Genomic DNA, 17,595 nt, shown 5'->3' with positions numbered 1-17,595 from the left:
GGGGTCAGGGGTCCGGGGGGTGGTGCGTGCTCGTGCCTAGGGCTCTGTCTTATTAGGTGCACTCTCGGTATGCAAGCGGTACAGCGGAATCGATGGCCGCTGATTCGCCTCCGCGGCGGTGAGAGCGCGGCCCGCGGCGACCGCCACCGGGGGATCAGTCCTCCAGACCGTGCTCGGCCACCCACGCGGCGAGCTGCGCGCGCGAGGTGATCAGCAGCTTGCGGAAGATGTTGGCCACGTGGCGGGCCACGGTCGCCTGGCTGATGATCAGCTCGTCGGCGATCTGCCGGTTGGACAGCCGCGCGCCGATCAGCACGGCGATCTCGCGCTCGCGGCGGGTCAGCTGCGAGGGCAGCGGACGGCGCGGCGCGGGGAAGGACACGGCCTGCTCCACGACCTGGTCCAGCGGCAGAGTGCGCCAGGCCTTCCACGCCTTGACCGCGACGTCGGCGGGCAGCGCCTGCTCGGCCTGCTCGTACAGGCGCTCCGCGTGCGGCGAAGGCTGCTGCAGCGCGGAGTACAGCCGGGCGGCGACCCCGGCCAGGGACGCCGCGCGCTCGGGCTGCTCCTCGGTGATCGCCAGCTCGGCGAGCGCCTCCAGCGCCCGCGCCACGGCGCCGCGCCGGCCCGAGGCGGCGCTGATGCGCAGTGCGCCGGAGAAGTGGCGCCGCGCTCCGGAGATGTCGCCGCGGGCCAGTTCGAGATAGCCCATCGACGCGGTGCAGCGGGAGGTCTCGGGGGAGACGCCCATCTCCGTGAAGATCCGCAGCGCCCGGTCGAGCCGCCGCGCCGCGGTCTCCAGTTCGCCGCGCCGGGTGGCCAGCTCCCCCAGCGCGTTGAGGCAGCGCGCCACGCACCAGCGGTCGTCCAGCCGTTCGGCGACCGCGATGCTGCGCTTGAGGTAGCCCTCGGCGGTGCAGACGTCGCCGCGGCGGCGGGCCAGCCGGCCCAGCGTCCCCAGCGCGGAGACCTCGGTGAAGTGGTCGCAGACCTGCTCGGCCGCAGCCAGGGCCATGTGGGCGTGGCCGCTGCAGACGTCGTCCTCGCCGGTGCGCAGCGCGGCGGCGGCCAGCACGCCCAGCGCGATGGCCTCGGCCGGGCCGTCGTCGCAGTCGCGGGCGGTCTCCAGCGCGGCGGCGGCGATGGAGGAGGCCGTGCCGGCGCCCTCGACGTCCAGGCACAGCTCGGCGTGCACGGCCATGGCGCGGGCGCGGACCCGGGGCGGCTGGGTCTCGGGCGAGACCCACAGCAGCTGGCGCAGCGACCGGGTGCCGTCGATGAACAGCCCCCGGACGAACCAGTAGGGCCGCAGCGCCACGCACAGCCGCAGCCCCTCTTCGGTGCGCCCATTGTGCTGCGCCCAGGTCAGCAGCCGCGCGATGCTCTCGCGGTGGTGGTCGAGCAGGTGCAGGCAGTCAAGCCGCCGCGACCAGGGCAGCGGGCGGGCGATGGCCGCGGCGATCGACTCCATGCGGTCCACGGCCTCGTCCAGGCACCGCTGCCAGGAGTCGACCTCCTCGCCCGCCGCCGCCAGGCGCTCGGCCGCGTAGGCGCGCACGGTATCGGAGAGCCGGTAGTAGGCGGTGCCGTCGAGTTCGGCGTCGAGCATCACCAGGGACTTGTCCAGCAGCGAGGACAGCAGTTCCAGCACGTCGCCGGGATCGACCTCGCCGTGCCCGCACACCCGCTCGGCCTGCTCCAGGTTCCAGGTGCCGAAGACCGCGAGCCGGCGCAGCAGCACCTGCTCGGGACGGGTGAGCAGGTCGTGGCTCCACTCCAGCACCGCCCGCAGCGTCCGCTGCCGGGCCGGCAGCTCGTTGCCCGCCGCGACGAGCAGCCGGAACCGGTCGTCGAGGCGGTTGAGGATCTGCTGGACCGACAGCACCCGCGCCCGTGCCGCGGCGAGCTCGATCGCCAGCGGCACGCCGTCGAGCATGCGGCAGATCTTGGCGATGTCGTCGGCGTTCTCGGCGGTCATGCAGAACCCCGGGCGGGCCTGCTGCGCGCGGGCGGCGAAGAGCCGCACCGCCTCGAAGCGCCGCGCGTGCTCGGGCGGCATCGCCCCGGGGCGGGCGCCGTCGCCGCGCGGATGCGGCGGCGGGGGCAGCGACAGCGGCGGCACGCGCCAGACGGTCTCGCCGGGAGCCCGCAGCGGTTGGCGGCTGGTGGCGAGGATGTGCACACCCGGGCATGCGGCGAGCAGCTCGCGGCACAGCTCGGCCAGCGGATCCACCGCGCGTTCGCAGGTGTCCAGCAGCACCAGGGCCCGCTTGGTGCGCAGGTCGGTGATGATGGCCTCCAGCGGCGGCTTGTCGCTGTTCTCCAGCACCCGCAGCGAGCGGGCGACCGCGCGCGCGACCTGGTCGGGAGAGACGGCTTCGCCGAGGTCGACGAACCGGACGCCGTCGGTGAAGCGCGGCGCGACCAGTTCGCTGACGCGCAGCGCCAGCCGGGTCTTGCCCATCCCTCCGATGCCGTTGAGGGAGACGAGGCGGCTGCCGCCGACGACTCGGCACAGGTCGGCGATGTCGCGTTCGCGGCCGATGAGTTCGCCGGCCGCGGGGGGCGGGGTGGGGCGCGGGGTGGTCATGGCCTCGTTCGCTAGGCGGCCGCGTCGTCGGGCCGCACCGGGGTGCTCGGGGCACCGGCGCCGGTATCGGCCCTGCCCAGCAGTCTTGCACGCGGGTCCGCGGTTGTCTCGCGTCTGGCCGGTTTCGGCACTCGGTGTGAACGGCCGGAACGGCGCTGTGACCCGTGGTAGGGCGCCGTCCCGGCCCGGTCGGGGGTCAGGGGCGCCAGAGTGCCGGGTCGGCGGTGGCCTGCTCGCCGCTGCCGAGGTCCTTGACCTCGTGGTCCTTGCCGTCCTCGAACGGCGGGAACCACACGTAGGGGATGCCCTTGCGCGAGGCGTACTGGATCTGCTTGCCCAGCTTGGCGGCCTGATGGAAGACCTCGGTGTTGATGCCGCGCCCGCGCAGCAGCGCACCCGTGCGCAGCGCCTCGCCGCGGCGCTCGGCCGAAGGCACGGCCACCAGGACCTCGGTGGGGCAGGAGCGCCCCGGTGCGATGCGGCCCTCGGCCACCAGCTTGGCGAAGATGCGGGTCAGCCCGATGGAGATGCCCACACCGGGCAGCCGGCGCCGGATGAACTGCCCGGCCAGGTCCTCGTAGCGGCCCCCCGCGCAGATGCTGCCGTATCCGGGGTCGTCGTCGAAGGCGGCCTCGTAGACGGTGCCGGTGTAGTAGTCCAGTCCGCGCGCGATGGACAGGTCGGCCACCACGCTCCCCGCGGGCAGGTCGGCCAGCGAACCGAGCACGAAGCCCAGCTCCTCCAGGCCCTCCTCCAGCAGCTCCGACCGCACGCCCAGCCGCTTGACCTCGGCCGCCACCTCGGCGGCGTCGGCGCCGCCGACCGCGGCCAGCTCCAGGCAGGCCGCCGCCTGCTCGGGAGTGGCGCCCGCCTGCTCCAGCAGGATGTCGCGCACGCCCTCGGCGCCGATCTTGTGCAGCTTGTCCACGGCGCGGATGACCGTGATCGGGTCGGCGATGCCCAGGCCCTCGTAGAAGCCCTGCAGCACCTTGCGGTTGTTCACGCGCAGCGTCCAGGAGGGCAGGTCGAGCCCGCTGAGCACCTCGTGCACGATGCGCGGCAGTTCGGCGTCGAAGTGCAGCGGCACCTGGTCGACGTTGATCACGTCGATGTCGCACTGGGTGAACTCGCGGAAGCGGCCCTCCTGCGGGCGCTCGCCGCGCCAGACCCGCTGCATCTGGTAGCGCTTGAACGGGAACGACAGCTCGTTGAAGTGCTGGGCGACGTAGCGCGCGAACGGCACCGTCAGGTCGAAATGCAGGCCCAGGCGGGCGTCGGAGCCCTCGCCGGCGTCCTCCTGCAGCCGGTGCAGGGTGTAGACCTCCTGGGAGGTCTCGCCCTTGGCCATCAGCACGTCGAGGCTCTCCACCGACGGGGTCTCGATCGAGGCGAAGCCGTACCGCTCGAACCCGGTGCGGATATGGTCCAGCCAGGCCAGCTCCACGGACCGGATCTCCGGCGACCACTCGGGGAAGCCGCTGATGGGTGTGGGGCGGAGGACGCGCTGGTCGGACATCGGTTCGGGTGGCTCCTTGCGGCCGGGGCCGCCTCGGCCCGCTCTCCCGGCCCGGGACCGGGGAAGAGCAGGCGGCGGCAGGCTGGTCGGTGCGATCGCGCCGGGCGGCGGTGCCGACCGCCTCGCGCGCACCGCCGGGCGGCGGGGTCGGCGCAGGCCGGTACCGCGGGTGCCGCGGCGCTCGGGTCAATGGTAGGCCCTCCGCGCCTCCCGGGCGGAATCCCGCACCTTCCGGCCCTGCGCACACCGCCGCGGCAGGCGCCGTGCCGCGGCCGGCTAGCCGGCGGCCGGCAGAGTCGGCGCCTCGGCCGCGAGGGCGGCCAGCGCCGCGGTGAAGCACTCGGCCGGCGGGGTGACCAGGCCCGCGCCCACCTGACCGGTTCCGGGCACGCGCCCGGCCATTCCGGTGTTGATCTGCGGCAGGATCCCGGTGCGCACCACACGCGTCGCGTCGATCCCGGTCGGCGCGCCGCGGAAGTCCAGGATGGGCAGCTGGAAGGCGGGGTTCTCGGCCAGCGTGATCTCGTACATGCTGCGCGTGGTGCGCAGGGCGAAGTCGGCGTCGCCGCCGACGAACCGCACGATCGCCGGCGCCGCGGCCATCGCGAACCCGCCGATCCCGCAGGTCTCGGTGATGGTGGAGTCGCCGATGTCGGGGTTGGCGTCCTCGGGGCCGAAGGAGCCCAGGAACAGCCCCTCGGGGGTGAGCGCCGGCGCGGTGAACCACCGGTCGCCGCAGCCGGAGACCTGGATCCCGAACTCCGTGCCGTTGCGGGCCATGGCCACCACCATGGTGCAGCCGGGGATGCCGCGGGCCGCGTCCATCATGAGCTTGCCGGCGGGCATGGCCAGGTTCAGGAAGAAGTGGTCGTTGCCGCCGATGAAGTCGGCCGCCGCGGCGACGTCGCCCGCCGGCGCGCCGCCCGCGAGCAGGTCGGGCAGCAGAGTCCGCAGCAGCATCAGGGTGCCCGACCTGTTGCGGTTGTGGCCTTCGTCGCCCATCTGCAGCATCTGCGCGAGGATCGCGCCGATGTCGACCGGGCCGTGCGCGCGCACCGCGTCGCGCAGCAGCGGGCCCAGCACCCGCGACATCCAGCGCAGGCGCTCGATGACATCGGGGCCGTAGGCGCCGTAGCGCAGCACCGCGCCCAGGCCCTCGTTGAGCGAGCACCACGACCGGCGGCCGGTGTCGGCGTCGGCCAGTTCGAACACCCACATCGACGGGCTCACCACGCCCGCCATGGGGCCCACGGCGCCGCGGTGGTGGCAGGGCTCCAGTTCGGCGCCGCCGCGGCGCAGCGCGGCCTCGGCGTCCTCGGGGGTGTCGGCCAGGCCTTCGAAGACCATCGCGCCCATCAGCGCGCCGCGCAGCGGACCCGAGGCGTGCTCCCAGTCCACCGGCGGGCCGGCGTGCAGGAAGGAACCGGGGCGCAACTCCAGCGCCTCGCCCGCCGGGCGCACGTCGACCAGCTGCGGGCGCACGCCCAGCACCCGCCGCACGGCCTCGGCGTTGGCGGCGCCGCGCCGCGGGTCGGCCAGGACGCGCACCAGGTCGCCGGCGGTGTCCCCGCCGCCGGGTGCGGCCATCGGCGGGTGGAAGTCGGTGTCGGCGACCGGGACGGCCTGGGCCTCCAGCGCCTCCGACAGCAGCCGCGCGCCGGAGGCGACCACGACGGGGTCGTCGGTGAGGAGTCGGGACCTGCTCATCTCGTCCTGCCCTTCGCGAGACTCCGCCCGCAGCGGGCGGCTGGTGTGTGCCGGGGCGGGCGGGCCATCAGGCCGGCTCCGCGCCCGCGGCCAGGGATGCGGCGCGGCGGGCGGCGGCTGAGTTCGAGGCGTAGACCTCGGCGCCTGCCCGGCGCAGCCGCTCGGCCTGGTCGTCCCTGCCCTGCACGTCCCCCGCGGAGCCGCACAGGGACACCAGGACGTGGGGACGCTGCGGGCCCGCATGCGCCAGCGCCTCGACGAGGCCGGCCGCCGGGTCGGGATGGGCGCCGTGGCCCAGCACCACGTCCACCAGCACCGCGGCGGCGGCCGGGTCGGCGAGCTCGGCGGCGAAGCGCTCGGTGCGCGCCGCGGGATCGATCATGGGGTGCGGCCGGTCCAGCGTGAAGGCGTCGTCGCCGAAGTCGGTCACCAGGTGGCCGCCCGCGCTCCCGCCGCCGGATCCGTCCCCGGCCCCGACCCGCACCGGACCCAGCGTGCGCGACGCGACGGCGGCGGCCTCCTCGGCGAGGGTGCCGCCGCAGAACAGGCCGCGCAGCGCCCCGGGCGGCCGCTGCGGCGCCGAGTCCGGAAGCCACTCGGGCCAGCGGAACCCGCCGGCGCCCGCCGCGGCGGCGACCTCGGCCACTGCCGCGCTGATGTCGGAGTCCCCGGTGCCCACCAGCACCGTGTGCACCGGTGTCGCCAGCCCCGCGGCCAGCTCCCGCACCTCCTCGGCCACCCGCGGCGCCGCCGGCTTGGAGACCAGGACGATGCGCTCGGTGGCCGGGTCCTCGTCCAGCAGCCGCAGCGCCCGGCGCGTGGAGGCGCCGCCCACCGCCGCCGACAGGTCGCGCCCGCCCACACCGAGGCAGTGGCTGACACCCAGCCCGGCGGCGTCCAGCAGGCACATGACCTGCTGTGCCCCGGTGCCCGAGGCGGCGACGACGCCCACCGGTCCGGGCCGCACCGCGTTGGCGAAGCCGAACCCGGCGCCGCCCACGACCGCGGTGCCGCAGTCGGGGCCCATGACCAGAAGGTCCAGCTCCTCGGCCGTGCGCTTGAGCGCCGCCTCCTGCTCGACGGGCACGTTGTCGCTGAAGACCAGCACGTCCAGTCCCGCCTCCAGCGCGTCGAACGCCTCGGCGGCGGCGTAGCGGCCCGGCACGGACACCAGCGCGAGGGTGGCCGGGCGTCCCTGCGCCTCGGCCCGCCGGGCGGCGGTGCGCAGCGTGCGCGGCGGGACGTCCGCGGGCGCCGCGCCGTCCCCGCCCCGCGACATCGCCGCCAGTGCGGACTCGGCGGCGCCCAGGGCGCGCTCCAGCGCCGCGCCGTCGGCCGCCCGCACCGCGATCAGCAGGTCGTCGGGCCCGGTCCCCGCGGGTGCGGCGCAGCCCATCTCCGCGAGGATGCCCAGGTTCAGGTCGGTGGCCATCGCCACCAGGGCCGCGTCCACGCCCGCGACGTCGGCGACCTCGCGGGTGACGCGCATCAGCGCGACCGAGTCGCGGTAGGCGCCCTTGCGCACCTCCACCCGCGTCGCGCTCGCCGGTTCCGTGGTCATCGGGGCCTCCCCAGATCGTCGGGCCTTGGGCGGAGAAGCGCCGCCCGGGCGCCTGCCAGCATGCCCAGCGCCAGGTCGGTGCCGGAGGTGTGGCCGATGCGGCGCAGCTCCTCCAGTGCGGGTGCGAGGGGCCCGTGGCCGCCCAGCGCGTCCAGCACCTCCACCGCCTGGGGGCAGGCCCTGCCGGCGGCGGCATGGCGCACCAGGTCGGCCGAGAGGGCCGTGGTGGCGGGTGCGGCCCGCTCGGCGGCGGCGGCCAGGGCGGCGGCCGCCGCCGACGCGCCGAGATGGCGGGCGGCGAGCAGGTAGCCGCAGATGAGATCGTCGCCGCTGGGCGTGAGGCCGGGGCCGCGTCCGATCAGCCGTCGGCAGGCGTCGCCGGCCGCGCCTGCGCGGGCCGCATCGCCTTCCAGCGCCGCGACGGCGTCGCCGGGCAGGCCGCCGGCCGCGCCGCGCAGCGCGCGGCCGAGTTCGGCCACCGCCGCGGGCACGCGCTCGGCGCGCGGCGGACGGGGCAGGGGCGGACGCCACCACCGGCCCGCGCGGACGGTACACGGGCCGGTGGGGCCGTCGAACACCGCGGAGCATCGACCGATGCGGACCGACGTCGCCGCGGCGACGTCGGCGAACGGCCCCACGCTCTGCGTGCCGACGAGGACCAGCCCGTTGGGCAACCGGACGGCGTCTCGTGCCAGGAGAGCGATCACCGTCGCCTCGTGCGGGCCCTCGACTTCAAGGTAGACCGCCAGAGGGGACACGCCCAGTATTCGCGACGGCCGAAATGGGCCGCTCACAATGTCATAAAGAGCCGAGGACGCCGCCGCAGGCAGGTGCCGCTCCGCCGCGGGCGCGCCCGCGACGCGGGCCCCAGGGCCCGCACCGGCGCGCTCGGGCGGGGCCGGGGCCGCCGCGCAGAAGGGCCGTGCCGCCATGGCCCCTCCCTTCGCTCCGCGGTGTCTCCGTGGCGCCGCCCACCGCCGCCCCGGTGGGCCCGGAAGCGACGCTATGCCGACGGCTATCGTCGACCCATGGAAAACCTTGCCAACGATGGGTCCGGACCTGGACAGGATCTGCCGAGCGCCGATCATGTGCACTCGGCGAGCACGTTGGCGCGCGGCCTTTCCGTGGCCGACGCACTCAGCCTGTCGAGCCTGGCCGGCGCCGAGGTGCTGGCCGGGGCGGAGGGCCTGGACCGGGTGATCCAGCGGCTCAACGTCATGGAGGTGCCCGACATCCTCCCCTGGGTCAAGCCCAACGAGCTGCTGCTGACGACCGGCTACCCGCTGCGCAGCGCCGGCGACCTGGCGGGGCTGGTGCGCGACCTCGACGAGCGGGGGCTGGCCGCGGTCGCGATCAAGCTCGGCCGCTACGTCGACACCCTGCCGCCGGAGGTGCTGGGCACGGCCGACTCCCTGGGCCTGCCCCTGCTCCGCCTGAGCGGGGCGGTGGCCTTCGACGACGTGCTCAACCAGCTGCTCACCGACATCCTCAACCGCCAGGCGGCCACGCTGGCCCGCGCCGAGGAGGTGCACCGCGTCCTGGTCGACGTCATCCTCGCCGGCGGCGGCCTGGCGGCGATCACGAGCAAGCTCCCCGAACTGCTCGACGGCAGCGTCATGGTCACCACTCCCGACGGCCGCGTGCTGGCCCGCTCGGGTATGGACGAGGCGGTGCTGGCCGACCCGCGCTGCTTCGACCCCGCCGGCGGCCGCTTCCAGGTGGAGAACTTCAAGCACGGGGCGCACGCGCTGGACGACGAGGACCCGCGCGTGGTCCAGGTGCCCATCCTCGCCGGCAACCTCGACCACGGCCGCGTCGTGCTGATCACCCGCGGCCGCAGCGCCGAGGCGGCCGACGTGCACCTGCTGGAGCGGGCCGCGGCGACCGCGGCCTTGGTCATCACCCGCGACCTGGCGGTGTCGGCGGTGGAGGGCAAGTACCAGGGCGACTTTCTGCGCGACCTGCTGGCCGGACGCGCCGGCGACGACGACCACGCCGTCCGCCACTGCGCGAGCCTGGGCTGGGACATCGACCGCCCCCTGGTCGTCGTGGTGGCCGAGCTCGACGCCGAGCCGGGCGCCCCGGTGCCGGCGGCGGGCGACCTCAGACCCGCGCACGAGCGCTTCGCCGGGGCGTGGAGCATGGTGGTGCGCGAGCGCGACCCCCGCGCGGCCGTGGTCGGCTACAGCCAGGAGGTCGTGGTGCTGATGGGCGCCGACAGCGGCGGGAACGGCGCAGCCGGCGGCGCGCCGGGTCGGCTGGTGCGCTCGGTCATCGCCCAGGTCGCCGGGGACGGCGGAGGCGGGCGGCGGCCCTTCGCCACCGGCATCAGCCGCGTGGCGCACGGTCCGGCCGAGCTGCCCCGCGCCTACGAGCAGGCCCGCCAGGCCGCTCGGGTGGGCCGGCGCATGAACGGTCCGGGATCGGTGGCCGAGTTCGACGACCTGGGCGTCTACCGGCTGCTCAGTCAGATCCCCGATACCGCCGAACTGCGCTCCTTCACCGCCGAGACCCTGGGCGAGCTGGCCGAGACCGGGACGCCGGAGAAGGACGACCTGCGCAGCACGCTGGAGACGCTGCTGGACAACAACCTCAACGTCGCCGAGACCGCGCGGCTGCTGCACTTCCACTACAACACCCTGCGCTACCGGATCGGCAAGCTGGAGCGCATGCTGGGCCCCTTCAGCACCGATCCGCACCTGCGGCTGAACATCATGGTGGCCCTCCGCGCGGTGCGCATGCGCGACCTGCGGGATTAGAGCCCGCGCGGCGCACGGGGCGACCGGGTGCCGCGCGGGCGGCCGGAGCCTCAGGCGCCGGGGAAGGAGACGTCGCTGCAGGCGTAGAACACCTGGTCGTAGTGGCTGGCCTGCCACACCATGTAGACGATGTGGTGCCCGGTCCGGCCGGGTGCGCTCACGTCGATGTCGATGGAGACCCCGTTGAGCGACGGCGCGTCGGAAGGCCGGCCCTCGCCGGGCGGGATGGTGCCGGTGTCGGCCACCAGCTCCAGGTCGCCCCAGCCCAGCCGCTGGGTCTCGGGGTCGAAGCCCTGCTCGGTGACGTAGATGCGGATGTAGTCCGCACCGTGCAGGGCCTGGTCGTGCACGGTGACGGTGAAGTCGTTGGGCACCGGGGTGGTGTGCCAGGGGCCGGGCTCGTCCAGCGCGGCGTAGCGGTCGCCGCCGGTGCGCCCGGCGCTGCAGAGCTGCCCGTCGGGGATGGCGGCCCGGTGGTCGCCGCCGACGTTCTCGCGGTAGAGCCCGTTCCAGTTCCACATGGCCGTGCTGTCGGCCTGCCAGGCCTGCCAGCACATGGGGTCCTCGGTGGCCATGTCGGGGTTCTGGAAGTCGTCGCCCCAGCGCTGCCAGCAGCCGTAGTTGCGGGAGGCGGGGTCGACGGTGGAGCCGTGGGCGAAGGCGTTCGCGGTGAACAGGGTGGTGAGCGCGAGCGGAACCGCGGCGCTCAGGACGAGGGCGCGCCGCAGCGCGGTCCGGGCGGCGGATGGCGGACGGGGTGCACGGGGGGATTGCGCAGACATGGGACCTCGAAGCGATTCGATTGGAGGGATTGAAGCGGTTCGATTCGACGGCTGGATCGAGGCAGCGCACAGCGCTGCGATGGCGGTCGGCCTCGCCTCCGGGGCCCATATCACGCGGACCCGTATCGTAATCCCGGCACAGTGCGCGAGCAAGAGGGTGCGGACGGTGTTCCGGGTGCCGGGGGCCGGCCCGGCGGCGCCCGGGCGGGGCAGCGGTTACCGCTGCGCAACCGGGCGGCGACAGTGCCGTCATACGGCTGTGCAGGACTGTTGGGGTACATGCGACCGGGGGCGAACGGGGCCGGACTTCGCCAACGATCGAGCCCGCCTTTGGCAGATCTCGCCCGTGCCGCCGCCCGGTGAGGCCCCTAGGGTTGCCCGGAAGTGAAGTGGATCACGTCCGCGTTGACCCGCCGATCCGAGCGCGTGCCCGTGCCAGTCCCTCCGGTCGGGCCCGCCTGCGCCCCCGGTCGCTTCGGACACGTCAGGTGTGGAGGCCCCAGTGAACCTCGGCTTGCGGTGGAAGCTCTACGGCGACGGCAGCGCCCCGCCCCCCGGCGAGGTGGTGCGCCCCCAGGAGCGCCTCTCCTGGGGGCGCACCACCGGCCTGGGCGCCCAGCACGTCGTCGCCATGTTCGGTGCGACGTTCGTCTTCCCCGTCATCATGGGCCTGGACCCCAACCTGGCGATCATGATGTCGGGCGTCGCCACCATCCTCTTCCTGCTCATCGTGCAGGGGCGCGTGCCCAGCTACCTGGGCACCAGCGCCTCCTTCGTGGCCGCGGCGGCCGCCATCTCCCCCGAGGGCGCCAACCCGGCCCTGCTCACCGGCGCGATCCTGGTCGCCGGGCTGGTGCTCGCCCTCGCCGGCGTCGCCATCCACCTGCTGGGGCCCAACGCCGTGCTCGCCGCGTTCCCGCCCGCGGTCACCGGCGCGGTCGTCATGCTGATCGGCTTCAACCTCGCTCCGGTGGTCGCCGAGAACTACTGGCCCTTTGACCAGTGGATCGGCCTGCTGACCATGGCCTTCGTCATCCTGGCCACCGTGCTGCTGCGCGGCTTCCTGGGTCGCATCACCATCCTGCTGGGGCTGGTGTTCGGATTCGCGCTGTCGTGGCTGTTCGACCTGGCTTTCGGCCCGGCCCCGCTGCCCGAGGGCCAGGGCGGCGGCGCGGCCCCGCGGGTGGACCTCAGCGCGGTGGCCGACGCGCCCTGGATCGGGCTGCCCGACTTCCACGCGCCGGCCTTCGAGACCTCGGCGGTCCTGATCGCGCTGCCCGCGGTCATCGCGCTGATCGCGGAGAACGCCGGCCACGTCAAGGCCGTCCAGGAGATGACCGGCGACGACCTCGACCCCTACATGGGCCGCGCCATCTTCGCCGACGGTCTGGCCACCTCCCTGGCCAGCGCGGTCGGCGGCGCGCCCACCACCACCTACGCCGAGAACATCGGCGTCATGGCCGCCACGCGCGTCTACTCCACCGCCGCCTACTACATCGCCGCGCTCGCGGCCATCCTCTTCGGGCTGTGCCCCAAGTTCGGGGAACTGGTCGCCGCCACGCCCGCCGGCGTCCTCGGCGGCATCACCGTCGTGCTCTACGGCATGATCGGCCTGCTCGGCGCGAAGATCTGGGTGGAGAACCGGGTCGACTTCGGCAACCCGATCGTGCTGGTCCCCCTCGCCGCGGGGCTGATCGCGGGAATCGGCGGGGTGAGCCTGCACATCACCGAGGGTTTCTCCCTGGAGGGCATCGCGCTGGGCACGATCATCATCCTGCTCGGCTACCACCTGCTCTACCGCCTGGCGCCCGCCGACATGCGGCCCGCGCCGGCACCCGACGGAGACGGCGCCGGGCACTCGGCCGCCGGCTCCGGCGCCGGCATCGTCCTGGGCAGCGGTGTGGAGGCCGAGGCCCTGGGCACCGAAACCGAGGACACCGGCGGCGGTGAGAGCGCCGATACCGGGAAGGAAGGCCCCCGAGGGGGCGGGCCGAGCGCCTGACCTGGAGGGAAAGACCACCCACCGGCCCCTCCCACCGCCGGGGCCGCGGGCGCGCAGCGAAAGGAGATCCGTGAAGCCACCGCCGTTCGCCTATCACGCGCCCACCGACCTGGACGAGGCCGTCGGCCTGCTGGCCGAGGCGGGCGACGAGGGCAAGGTCCTGGCCGGCGGGCAGAGCCTGATCCCGCTGCTGAACATGCGGCTGGCCGCCCCGCGCGTCCTGGTCGACATCAACGCGGTGGCCGGGCTGGAGGACATCCGCGTGGACGCCGCCGGAGTGCGCGTGGGCGCCCGGGTGCGGCATGCGGAACTGGAGGCCGACACCGCCGCGGCCGAGGCCGTCCCGCTGCTTGGCCAGGGCCTGCGGCTGGTGGCCCACCCCGTCATCCGCAACCGGGGGACGACCGTCGGCAGCATCGCCCACGCCGACCCCTCTGCCGAGATGCCCGCCGTGCTGGCGCTGCTGGAGGGGGCCGTCGAGGTGCGCGGCCGCGCGGGCACCCGCACGGTGCCCGCCGCCGAGTTCGTCACCGGACCCATGGAGACGGCCCTGGCCCCCGGCGAGATCGCGGTGGCCGCGCGGTTTCCGCGGCCGCGGCCGGGCACCGGGACCGCGTTCGTCGAGACCGCCCGCCGCAACGGCGACTACGCGCTGTGCGGGGCGGCGGCAGCGGTGACCCTCGGCGCCGACGGGCGGATCACCGCCGCCCGGTGCTGCCTGATCTCGGTGGCCCCCGTCCCCCTGGTGGTCGACCTCACCGACCACCTGGCGGGCCGCACCGCCCGCCTCGGCGACCTGGACGGGGCCGCCGCGGCGGCGGCCGAACAGGCCGACCCCGAGGACGACATCCACGCCGGCGCCGATTACCGCCGCCACCTGGCGCGGGTGCTGACCGCGCGGGCCCTGGCCCGGGCGGCCGCCGCCGCGCCCGCCGCCGTCGCCGACACCTACACCGGAGCGAGCCGATGACCGAGGACGTGCACGACATCCGGCTGCGGGTGAACGGGATCCAGCACACCGCCCGGGTGCCCGCCCGCCGCCTGCTGTCGGACTGCCTGCGCCACGACCTGGGGCTCACCGGCACCCACGTCGGCTGCGAGCACGGGGTCTGCGGCGCATGCACCGTACTGGTGGACGGGCGGCCGGTGCGCTCCTGCCTGATGCTGGCCGTCAGCGCCGCCCAGCACGCCGACATCACCACCGTCGAAGGGCTGGCCGCCGCCGACGGCACTCCGCACCCGGTCCAGCAGGCCTTCGCCGAGTGCCACGCGCTGCAGTGCGGCTTCTGCACCCCCGGCTTCCTCACCCTGGTCGCGGCCTACCTGCGCGACAACCCCGACCCCGGCGAGGACGACGCGCGCGAGGCCGTCACGGGCAACCTGTGCCGCTGCACCGGGTACCAGAACATCGTCGCCGCCGTGCTGCGCGCCGCGGAGATCACCCGCGGGCAGGACGGCGTCCCCAGGGCCCGCCCGCCGGCCGAAGAGGGACGGGTCCCCGAGGCGGGGGGAGGCCGCCCGTGAGCACCCGCATGTTCGGCGCGCCCGTCCAGCGCAGCGAGGACGCGCGCCTGGTCGCCGGACGCGGCGCGTTCCTGGACGACCTGGGCGCCGGAGCCTGCGCCGCGGCGTTCGTCCGCAGCCCGCACGCCCGGGCCCGCATCCGCGACATCGACGCGACGGACGCCGTCGACGTCGCGGGGATCATCGCCGTGTTCACCTACGAGGATTTGTCCGGGGCCATGGCCGAGCCGCTGCCCCTGCTGATCCCCCATCCCTGCATCGTCGACGGCCGCACCCCCTACGCGCTGGCCCGCGAGCACGTGCACTACGTCGGCGAGCCCGTCGCCATGGTCGTGGCCGCCGACCGCTACGCCGCCGAGGACGCCGCCGCCCGGATCCGGGTGGACTACGAGGTCGGCGAGGCCGTGGTCGGCGTCGACGCCGCGGTGTCGGCCGAGCGCACGGTCCACGCCGGCATGGCCGACAACGTCGCCGCCCATCTGGTCCAGGAGGTCGGCGACGCCCGCGCCGCTGTGGCCGCCGCGCCCAACTCCCTGGAGCTGGAGCTGGACATCGAGCGTTCGGCCGCCACCCCGCTGGAGGGGCGCGGGGTCTACGCCCGCTGGGAACCCGCGACCAGCGCCACGGGCACCGACGACGGCCGGCTGCGCGTCTACAGCTCCACCCAGACCGCCACCGGCGTGCGGGCCGCCGTGGCCGCCAAGCTGGAGCTGGCCCTGGGCCAGGTCGACGTGGTCGTGCCCGATGTCGGCGGCGGGTTCGGCGTGAAGATCGTGCACCCCTGGCCCGAGGAGGTCATGGTGCCCTGGGCGGCGCGCCGGCTGGGCCGCGAGGTCAAGTGGGTCGAGGACCGCCGCGAGCATTTCGTGGCCGCCGCCCACGAGCGCGCGCAGCGCCAGCGGGTGCGGGTCGGCTTCGACGACAGCGGGCGGATCCTGGGCCTCGACGTCGACATCCTGCACGACAACGGCGCCTACCTGCCCTACGGCGTCATCGTGCCCATCGTGACCTCCACGCAGCTGCTCGGCCCCTACAAGCCCGGCGCCTACCGCGTGGAGTTCCGCAGCCTCTACACCACCACCGCCGTCGTCACCCCCTACCGCGGGGCCGGGCGGCCGCAGGGCGTCTTCGCGATGGAGCGGACCATGGACGCCGTCGCCGACCACCTGGGCCTGGACCGGCTCCAGGTGCGCGCGGCCAACGTCATCCGGCCCGAGGAGATGCCCTACGACCAGGGGCTGATGTTCCAGGACGGCCGCCCGCTGATCTACGACTCCGGCGACTACCCGCGCATGCTGGAGATGATCGCCGAGCTGGTGGACTGGCCCGGCTTCGCGGAGTACCGCGAGCGGGCCCGGCGCGAGGGCAGGCGCGTGGGCATCGGCGTGGCCTGCTACGTCGAGGGCACCGGCCCCGGGCCCTACGAGGGCGGGCACGTGCAGGTCGAGACCAGCGGCAAGGTACGGGTGGCCACCGGGCTGACCAGCCAGGGCCAGGGGCACGGCACCGTGCTCGCCCAGATCGTGGCCGACGAGCTGGACGTCCCCATCGCCGACGTGGAGGTCACCACGGGCGACACCCGGCGCATGGCCTACTCGGTGGGCACCTTCGCCTCCCGCGGCGCCGTCACCAGCGGCAGCGCCGTCGCGCTGGCGGCCCGCAGGCTCAAGGAGAAGGCGCTGCGCATCGCCGCCGAAGCCCTGGAGGCCGACGCCGGCGACCTGGAGTTCGCCGACGGGCGCATCCAGGTCAAGGGCAGCCCGGCCCACGGTATCGAGCTGGGCACCGTCGCGGTGCTGTCCAACCCGCTGCGCTACGCCTTCGACGCCGCATCGGCGGCGGCCACCCAGTTCAGCGGCGCCGCCGACCACGAGAGCCCGCCGGTGGCCGAGGGCGAGGCGCCCGGCCTGGAGGGCACCGACTACCACTCGCCGCTGCGCTGCACCTTCGCCAACGGCGCGCATGCGGCCGTCGTCGAGACCGATCCCGACACCGCCGAGATCCGCATCCTGCGCTACTGCGTCGTCCACGACTGCGGCAACCTGATCAATCCGCGCATCGTGGAGGGCCAGGTGCACGGCGGCGTGGCCCAGGGCGTGGCCGGCGCGCTGTATGAGCGCATGGCCTACGACTCCGACGGCCAGCTGCTCAACGCCTCGCTGATGGACTTCCTGATGCCCTATGCCAGCGAGGTCCCGACCGTGGAGATCGCGCACATGCAGACGCCCAGCCCGCTCAACCCGCTGGGCGTCAAGGGTGCGGGGGAGGCCGGCGTCATCCCCGGTTCGGCCGTGCTGGCGGCGGCGGTGGAGGACGCCGAGGGATTCCGCGTCGATCGGATGCCCATCTCGCCCTCGGAGCTGTTCGAGCTGCGCAACCGCCACGCGGCGGGGGAGGTGGCGTCCGTGCCTCCCCGCCCGTCACCCGCCACCGCCTCCGACACATCCGTCCCGTCCGCGAGGGAGCCCCGATGAAGATCACCGGCAGCGCCACACTGCAGGCCCCCGCGGAGCGGGTCTGGGAGCGCATGCTCGACCCCGAGGCACTGGCCCGGGCCATCCCCGGCTGCGAGGGACTGGAGCAGACCGGGCCCGACGAGTACCGCGGCACCGTCAGCGCCGGCATCGGCTCGATCAAGGGCACCTTCCAGGGCGAGGTGCGGCTGCGGGATCTGCGGCCCGCCGAGTCGCTGACGATGCACGCCCAGGGCGCGGGCGCGCCCGGCACCGTCACCGCCGAGATCGGGGTTCGCCTGTCCGATCTGGGCGACGGCCGCACCGAGCTTTCCTACGACGCCGACGCCGTGGTGGGCGGCATGGTCGGCGGCGTCGGGCAGCGCATGCTCAAGGGCGTCGCCAGGAAGATGGCCGGGGAGTTCCTCGGCCGCCTCGACGAGGAGGTCGCCGGGCGCCCCTCGGCGAGCGGCGCGGTCCCGCAGCAGCCGGGTCCGGGGGCGGCCGCGGTCGGGGCCCCCGCCGAGGACGCGTCCGCCCCCGCCCCATCCCCGCCCCGGCCTGCCGCGCCCGCGGCGGCCGGCGACGGCGCTGCGGCGTTCATGCGCGGTGCCGTATTCGGCGCCGCGGCGGCGCTGGCGGGGGTGCTCGTGGGCGCGTGGGCGGGGCGCCGCGCGCGCTGAAACCCCGCGCCGCCGAAG

The 17,595-nt window shown here is 75.0% G+C and carries 12 protein-coding genes; 6 read left to right on the top strand and 6 right to left on the bottom strand.

The window, feature by feature from the left end:
- Positions 1–154 precede the first annotated feature (154 nt).
- The 5 genes from FZ103_RS13235 to FZ103_RS13215 all read right to left on the bottom strand — a co-directional run bounded on the left by FZ103_RS13235 (position 155) and on the right by FZ103_RS13215 (position 8,132).
- Positions 155–2,590 carry a LuxR C-terminal-related transcriptional regulator gene (locus FZ103_RS13235; RefSeq protein WP_156001480.1) on the bottom strand — a complete coding sequence of 812 codons (2,436 nt, stop codon included), beginning with the start codon at positions 2,588–2,590 and terminating at the stop codon, positions 155–157.
- 196 nt (positions 2,591–2,786) lie between these two features.
- Entirely contained in the window at positions 2,787–4,106 is a 1,320-nt protein-coding gene (gene hisS, locus FZ103_RS13230; RefSeq protein WP_156001479.1) for a histidine--tRNA ligase, read from the bottom strand.
- A gap of 276 nt (positions 4,107–4,382) precedes the next feature.
- Positions 4,383–5,813 (bottom strand): DUF1116 domain-containing protein, encoded by a 1,431-nt coding sequence (locus FZ103_RS13225; protein WP_156001478.1) that lies wholly within the window; start codon positions 5,811–5,813, stop codon positions 4,383–4,385.
- A gap of 67 nt (positions 5,814–5,880) precedes the next feature.
- Positions 5,881–7,374 (bottom strand): FdrA family protein, encoded by a 1,494-nt coding sequence (locus FZ103_RS13220; protein WP_156001477.1) that lies wholly within the window; start codon positions 7,372–7,374, stop codon positions 5,881–5,883.
- Positions 7,371–8,132 carry a DUF2877 domain-containing protein gene (locus tag FZ103_RS13215; RefSeq protein ID WP_186356242.1) on the bottom strand — a complete coding sequence of 254 codons (762 nt, stop codon included), beginning with the start codon at positions 8,130–8,132 and terminating at the stop codon, positions 7,371–7,373. Before FZ103_RS13215 ends, FZ103_RS13220 begins: the two co-directional genes overlap by 4 nt.
- Positions 8,133–8,498: 366 nt before the next feature.
- Between FZ103_RS13215 and FZ103_RS13210 the strand changes: the two genes are divergently transcribed.
- Positions 8,499–10,133: a PucR family transcriptional regulator ligand-binding domain-containing protein gene (locus tag FZ103_RS13210; RefSeq protein ID WP_343233512.1), complete on the top strand. Its 1,635-nt coding sequence runs from the start codon at positions 8,499–8,501 to the stop codon at positions 10,131–10,133.
- 50 nt (positions 10,134–10,183) lie between these two features.
- Here FZ103_RS13210 and FZ103_RS13205 read toward each other — a convergent pair whose 3' ends face one another.
- Positions 10,184–10,915 carry a lytic polysaccharide monooxygenase gene (locus FZ103_RS13205; RefSeq protein ID WP_156001474.1) on the bottom strand — a complete coding sequence of 244 codons (732 nt, stop codon included), beginning with the start codon at positions 10,913–10,915 and terminating at the stop codon, positions 10,184–10,186.
- Positions 10,916–11,417: 502 nt separating this feature from the next.
- Between FZ103_RS13205 and FZ103_RS13200 the strand changes: the two genes are divergently transcribed.
- From FZ103_RS13200 to FZ103_RS13180, 5 genes are all read left to right on the top strand, one after another.
- Positions 11,418–12,917 carry a solute carrier family 23 protein gene (locus tag FZ103_RS13200; protein ID WP_186356241.1) on the top strand — a complete coding sequence of 500 codons (1,500 nt, stop codon included), beginning with the start codon at positions 11,418–11,420 and terminating at the stop codon, positions 12,915–12,917.
- 70 nt (positions 12,918–12,987) lie between these two features.
- Positions 12,988–13,887, top strand: a complete 900-nt coding sequence (locus FZ103_RS13195) for a xanthine dehydrogenase family protein subunit M (protein ID WP_186356240.1) — start codon at positions 12,988–12,990, stop codon at positions 13,885–13,887.
- Positions 13,884–14,441 (top strand): (2Fe-2S)-binding protein, encoded by a 558-nt coding sequence (locus FZ103_RS13190; protein ID WP_156001472.1) that lies wholly within the window; start codon positions 13,884–13,886, stop codon positions 14,439–14,441. The genes FZ103_RS13195 and FZ103_RS13190 overlap by 4 nt, the downstream gene beginning before the upstream one ends.
- Entirely contained in the window at positions 14,438–16,915 is a 2,478-nt protein-coding gene (cutA, locus tag FZ103_RS13185) for an aerobic carbon-monoxide dehydrogenase large subunit (protein WP_186356239.1), read from the top strand. Before FZ103_RS13190 ends, cutA begins: the two co-directional genes overlap by 4 nt.
- Positions 16,912–17,577, top strand: coding sequence for a carbon monoxide dehydrogenase subunit G (locus FZ103_RS13180; RefSeq protein WP_156001470.1), 666 nt, complete (start codon positions 16,912–16,914; stop codon positions 17,575–17,577). The genes cutA and FZ103_RS13180 overlap by 4 nt, the downstream gene beginning before the upstream one ends.
- The last annotated feature ends 18 nt before the right edge of the window (positions 17,578–17,595 follow it).

The sequence above is a fragment of the Streptomonospora sp. PA3 genome (assembly GCF_009728995.1).
Taxonomy (GTDB): Bacteria; Actinomycetota; Actinomycetes; order Streptosporangiales; family Streptosporangiaceae; genus Streptomonospora.
This window is presented reverse-complemented; position numbering and strand designations above follow the sequence as displayed.

Bases quoted from the DNA above. Each gene is read 5' to 3' on its own strand.
- FZ103_RS13235 (WP_156001480.1), bottom strand. From the start codon at position 2,590: ATGACCACCCCGCGCCCCACCCCGCCCCCCGCGGCCGGCGAACTCATC.
- hisS (WP_156001479.1), bottom strand. From the start codon at position 4,106: ATGTCCGACCAGCGCGTCCTCCGCCCCACACCCATCAGCGGCTTCCCC.
- FZ103_RS13225 (WP_156001478.1), bottom strand. From the start codon at position 5,813: ATGAGCAGGTCCCGACTCCTCACCGACGACCCCGTCGTGGTCGCCTCC.
- FZ103_RS13220 (WP_156001477.1), bottom strand. From the start codon at position 7,374: ATGACCACGGAACCGGCGAGCGCGACGCGGGTGGAGGTGCGCAAGGGC.
- FZ103_RS13205 (WP_156001474.1), bottom strand. From the start codon at position 10,915: ATGTCTGCGCAATCCCCCCGTGCACCCCGTCCGCCATCCGCCGCCCGG.
- FZ103_RS13190 (WP_156001472.1), top strand. From the start codon at position 13,884: ATGACCGAGGACGTGCACGACATCCGGCTGCGGGTGAACGGGATCCAG.
- FZ103_RS13180 (WP_156001470.1), top strand. From the start codon at position 16,912: ATGAAGATCACCGGCAGCGCCACACTGCAGGCCCCCGCGGAGCGGGTC.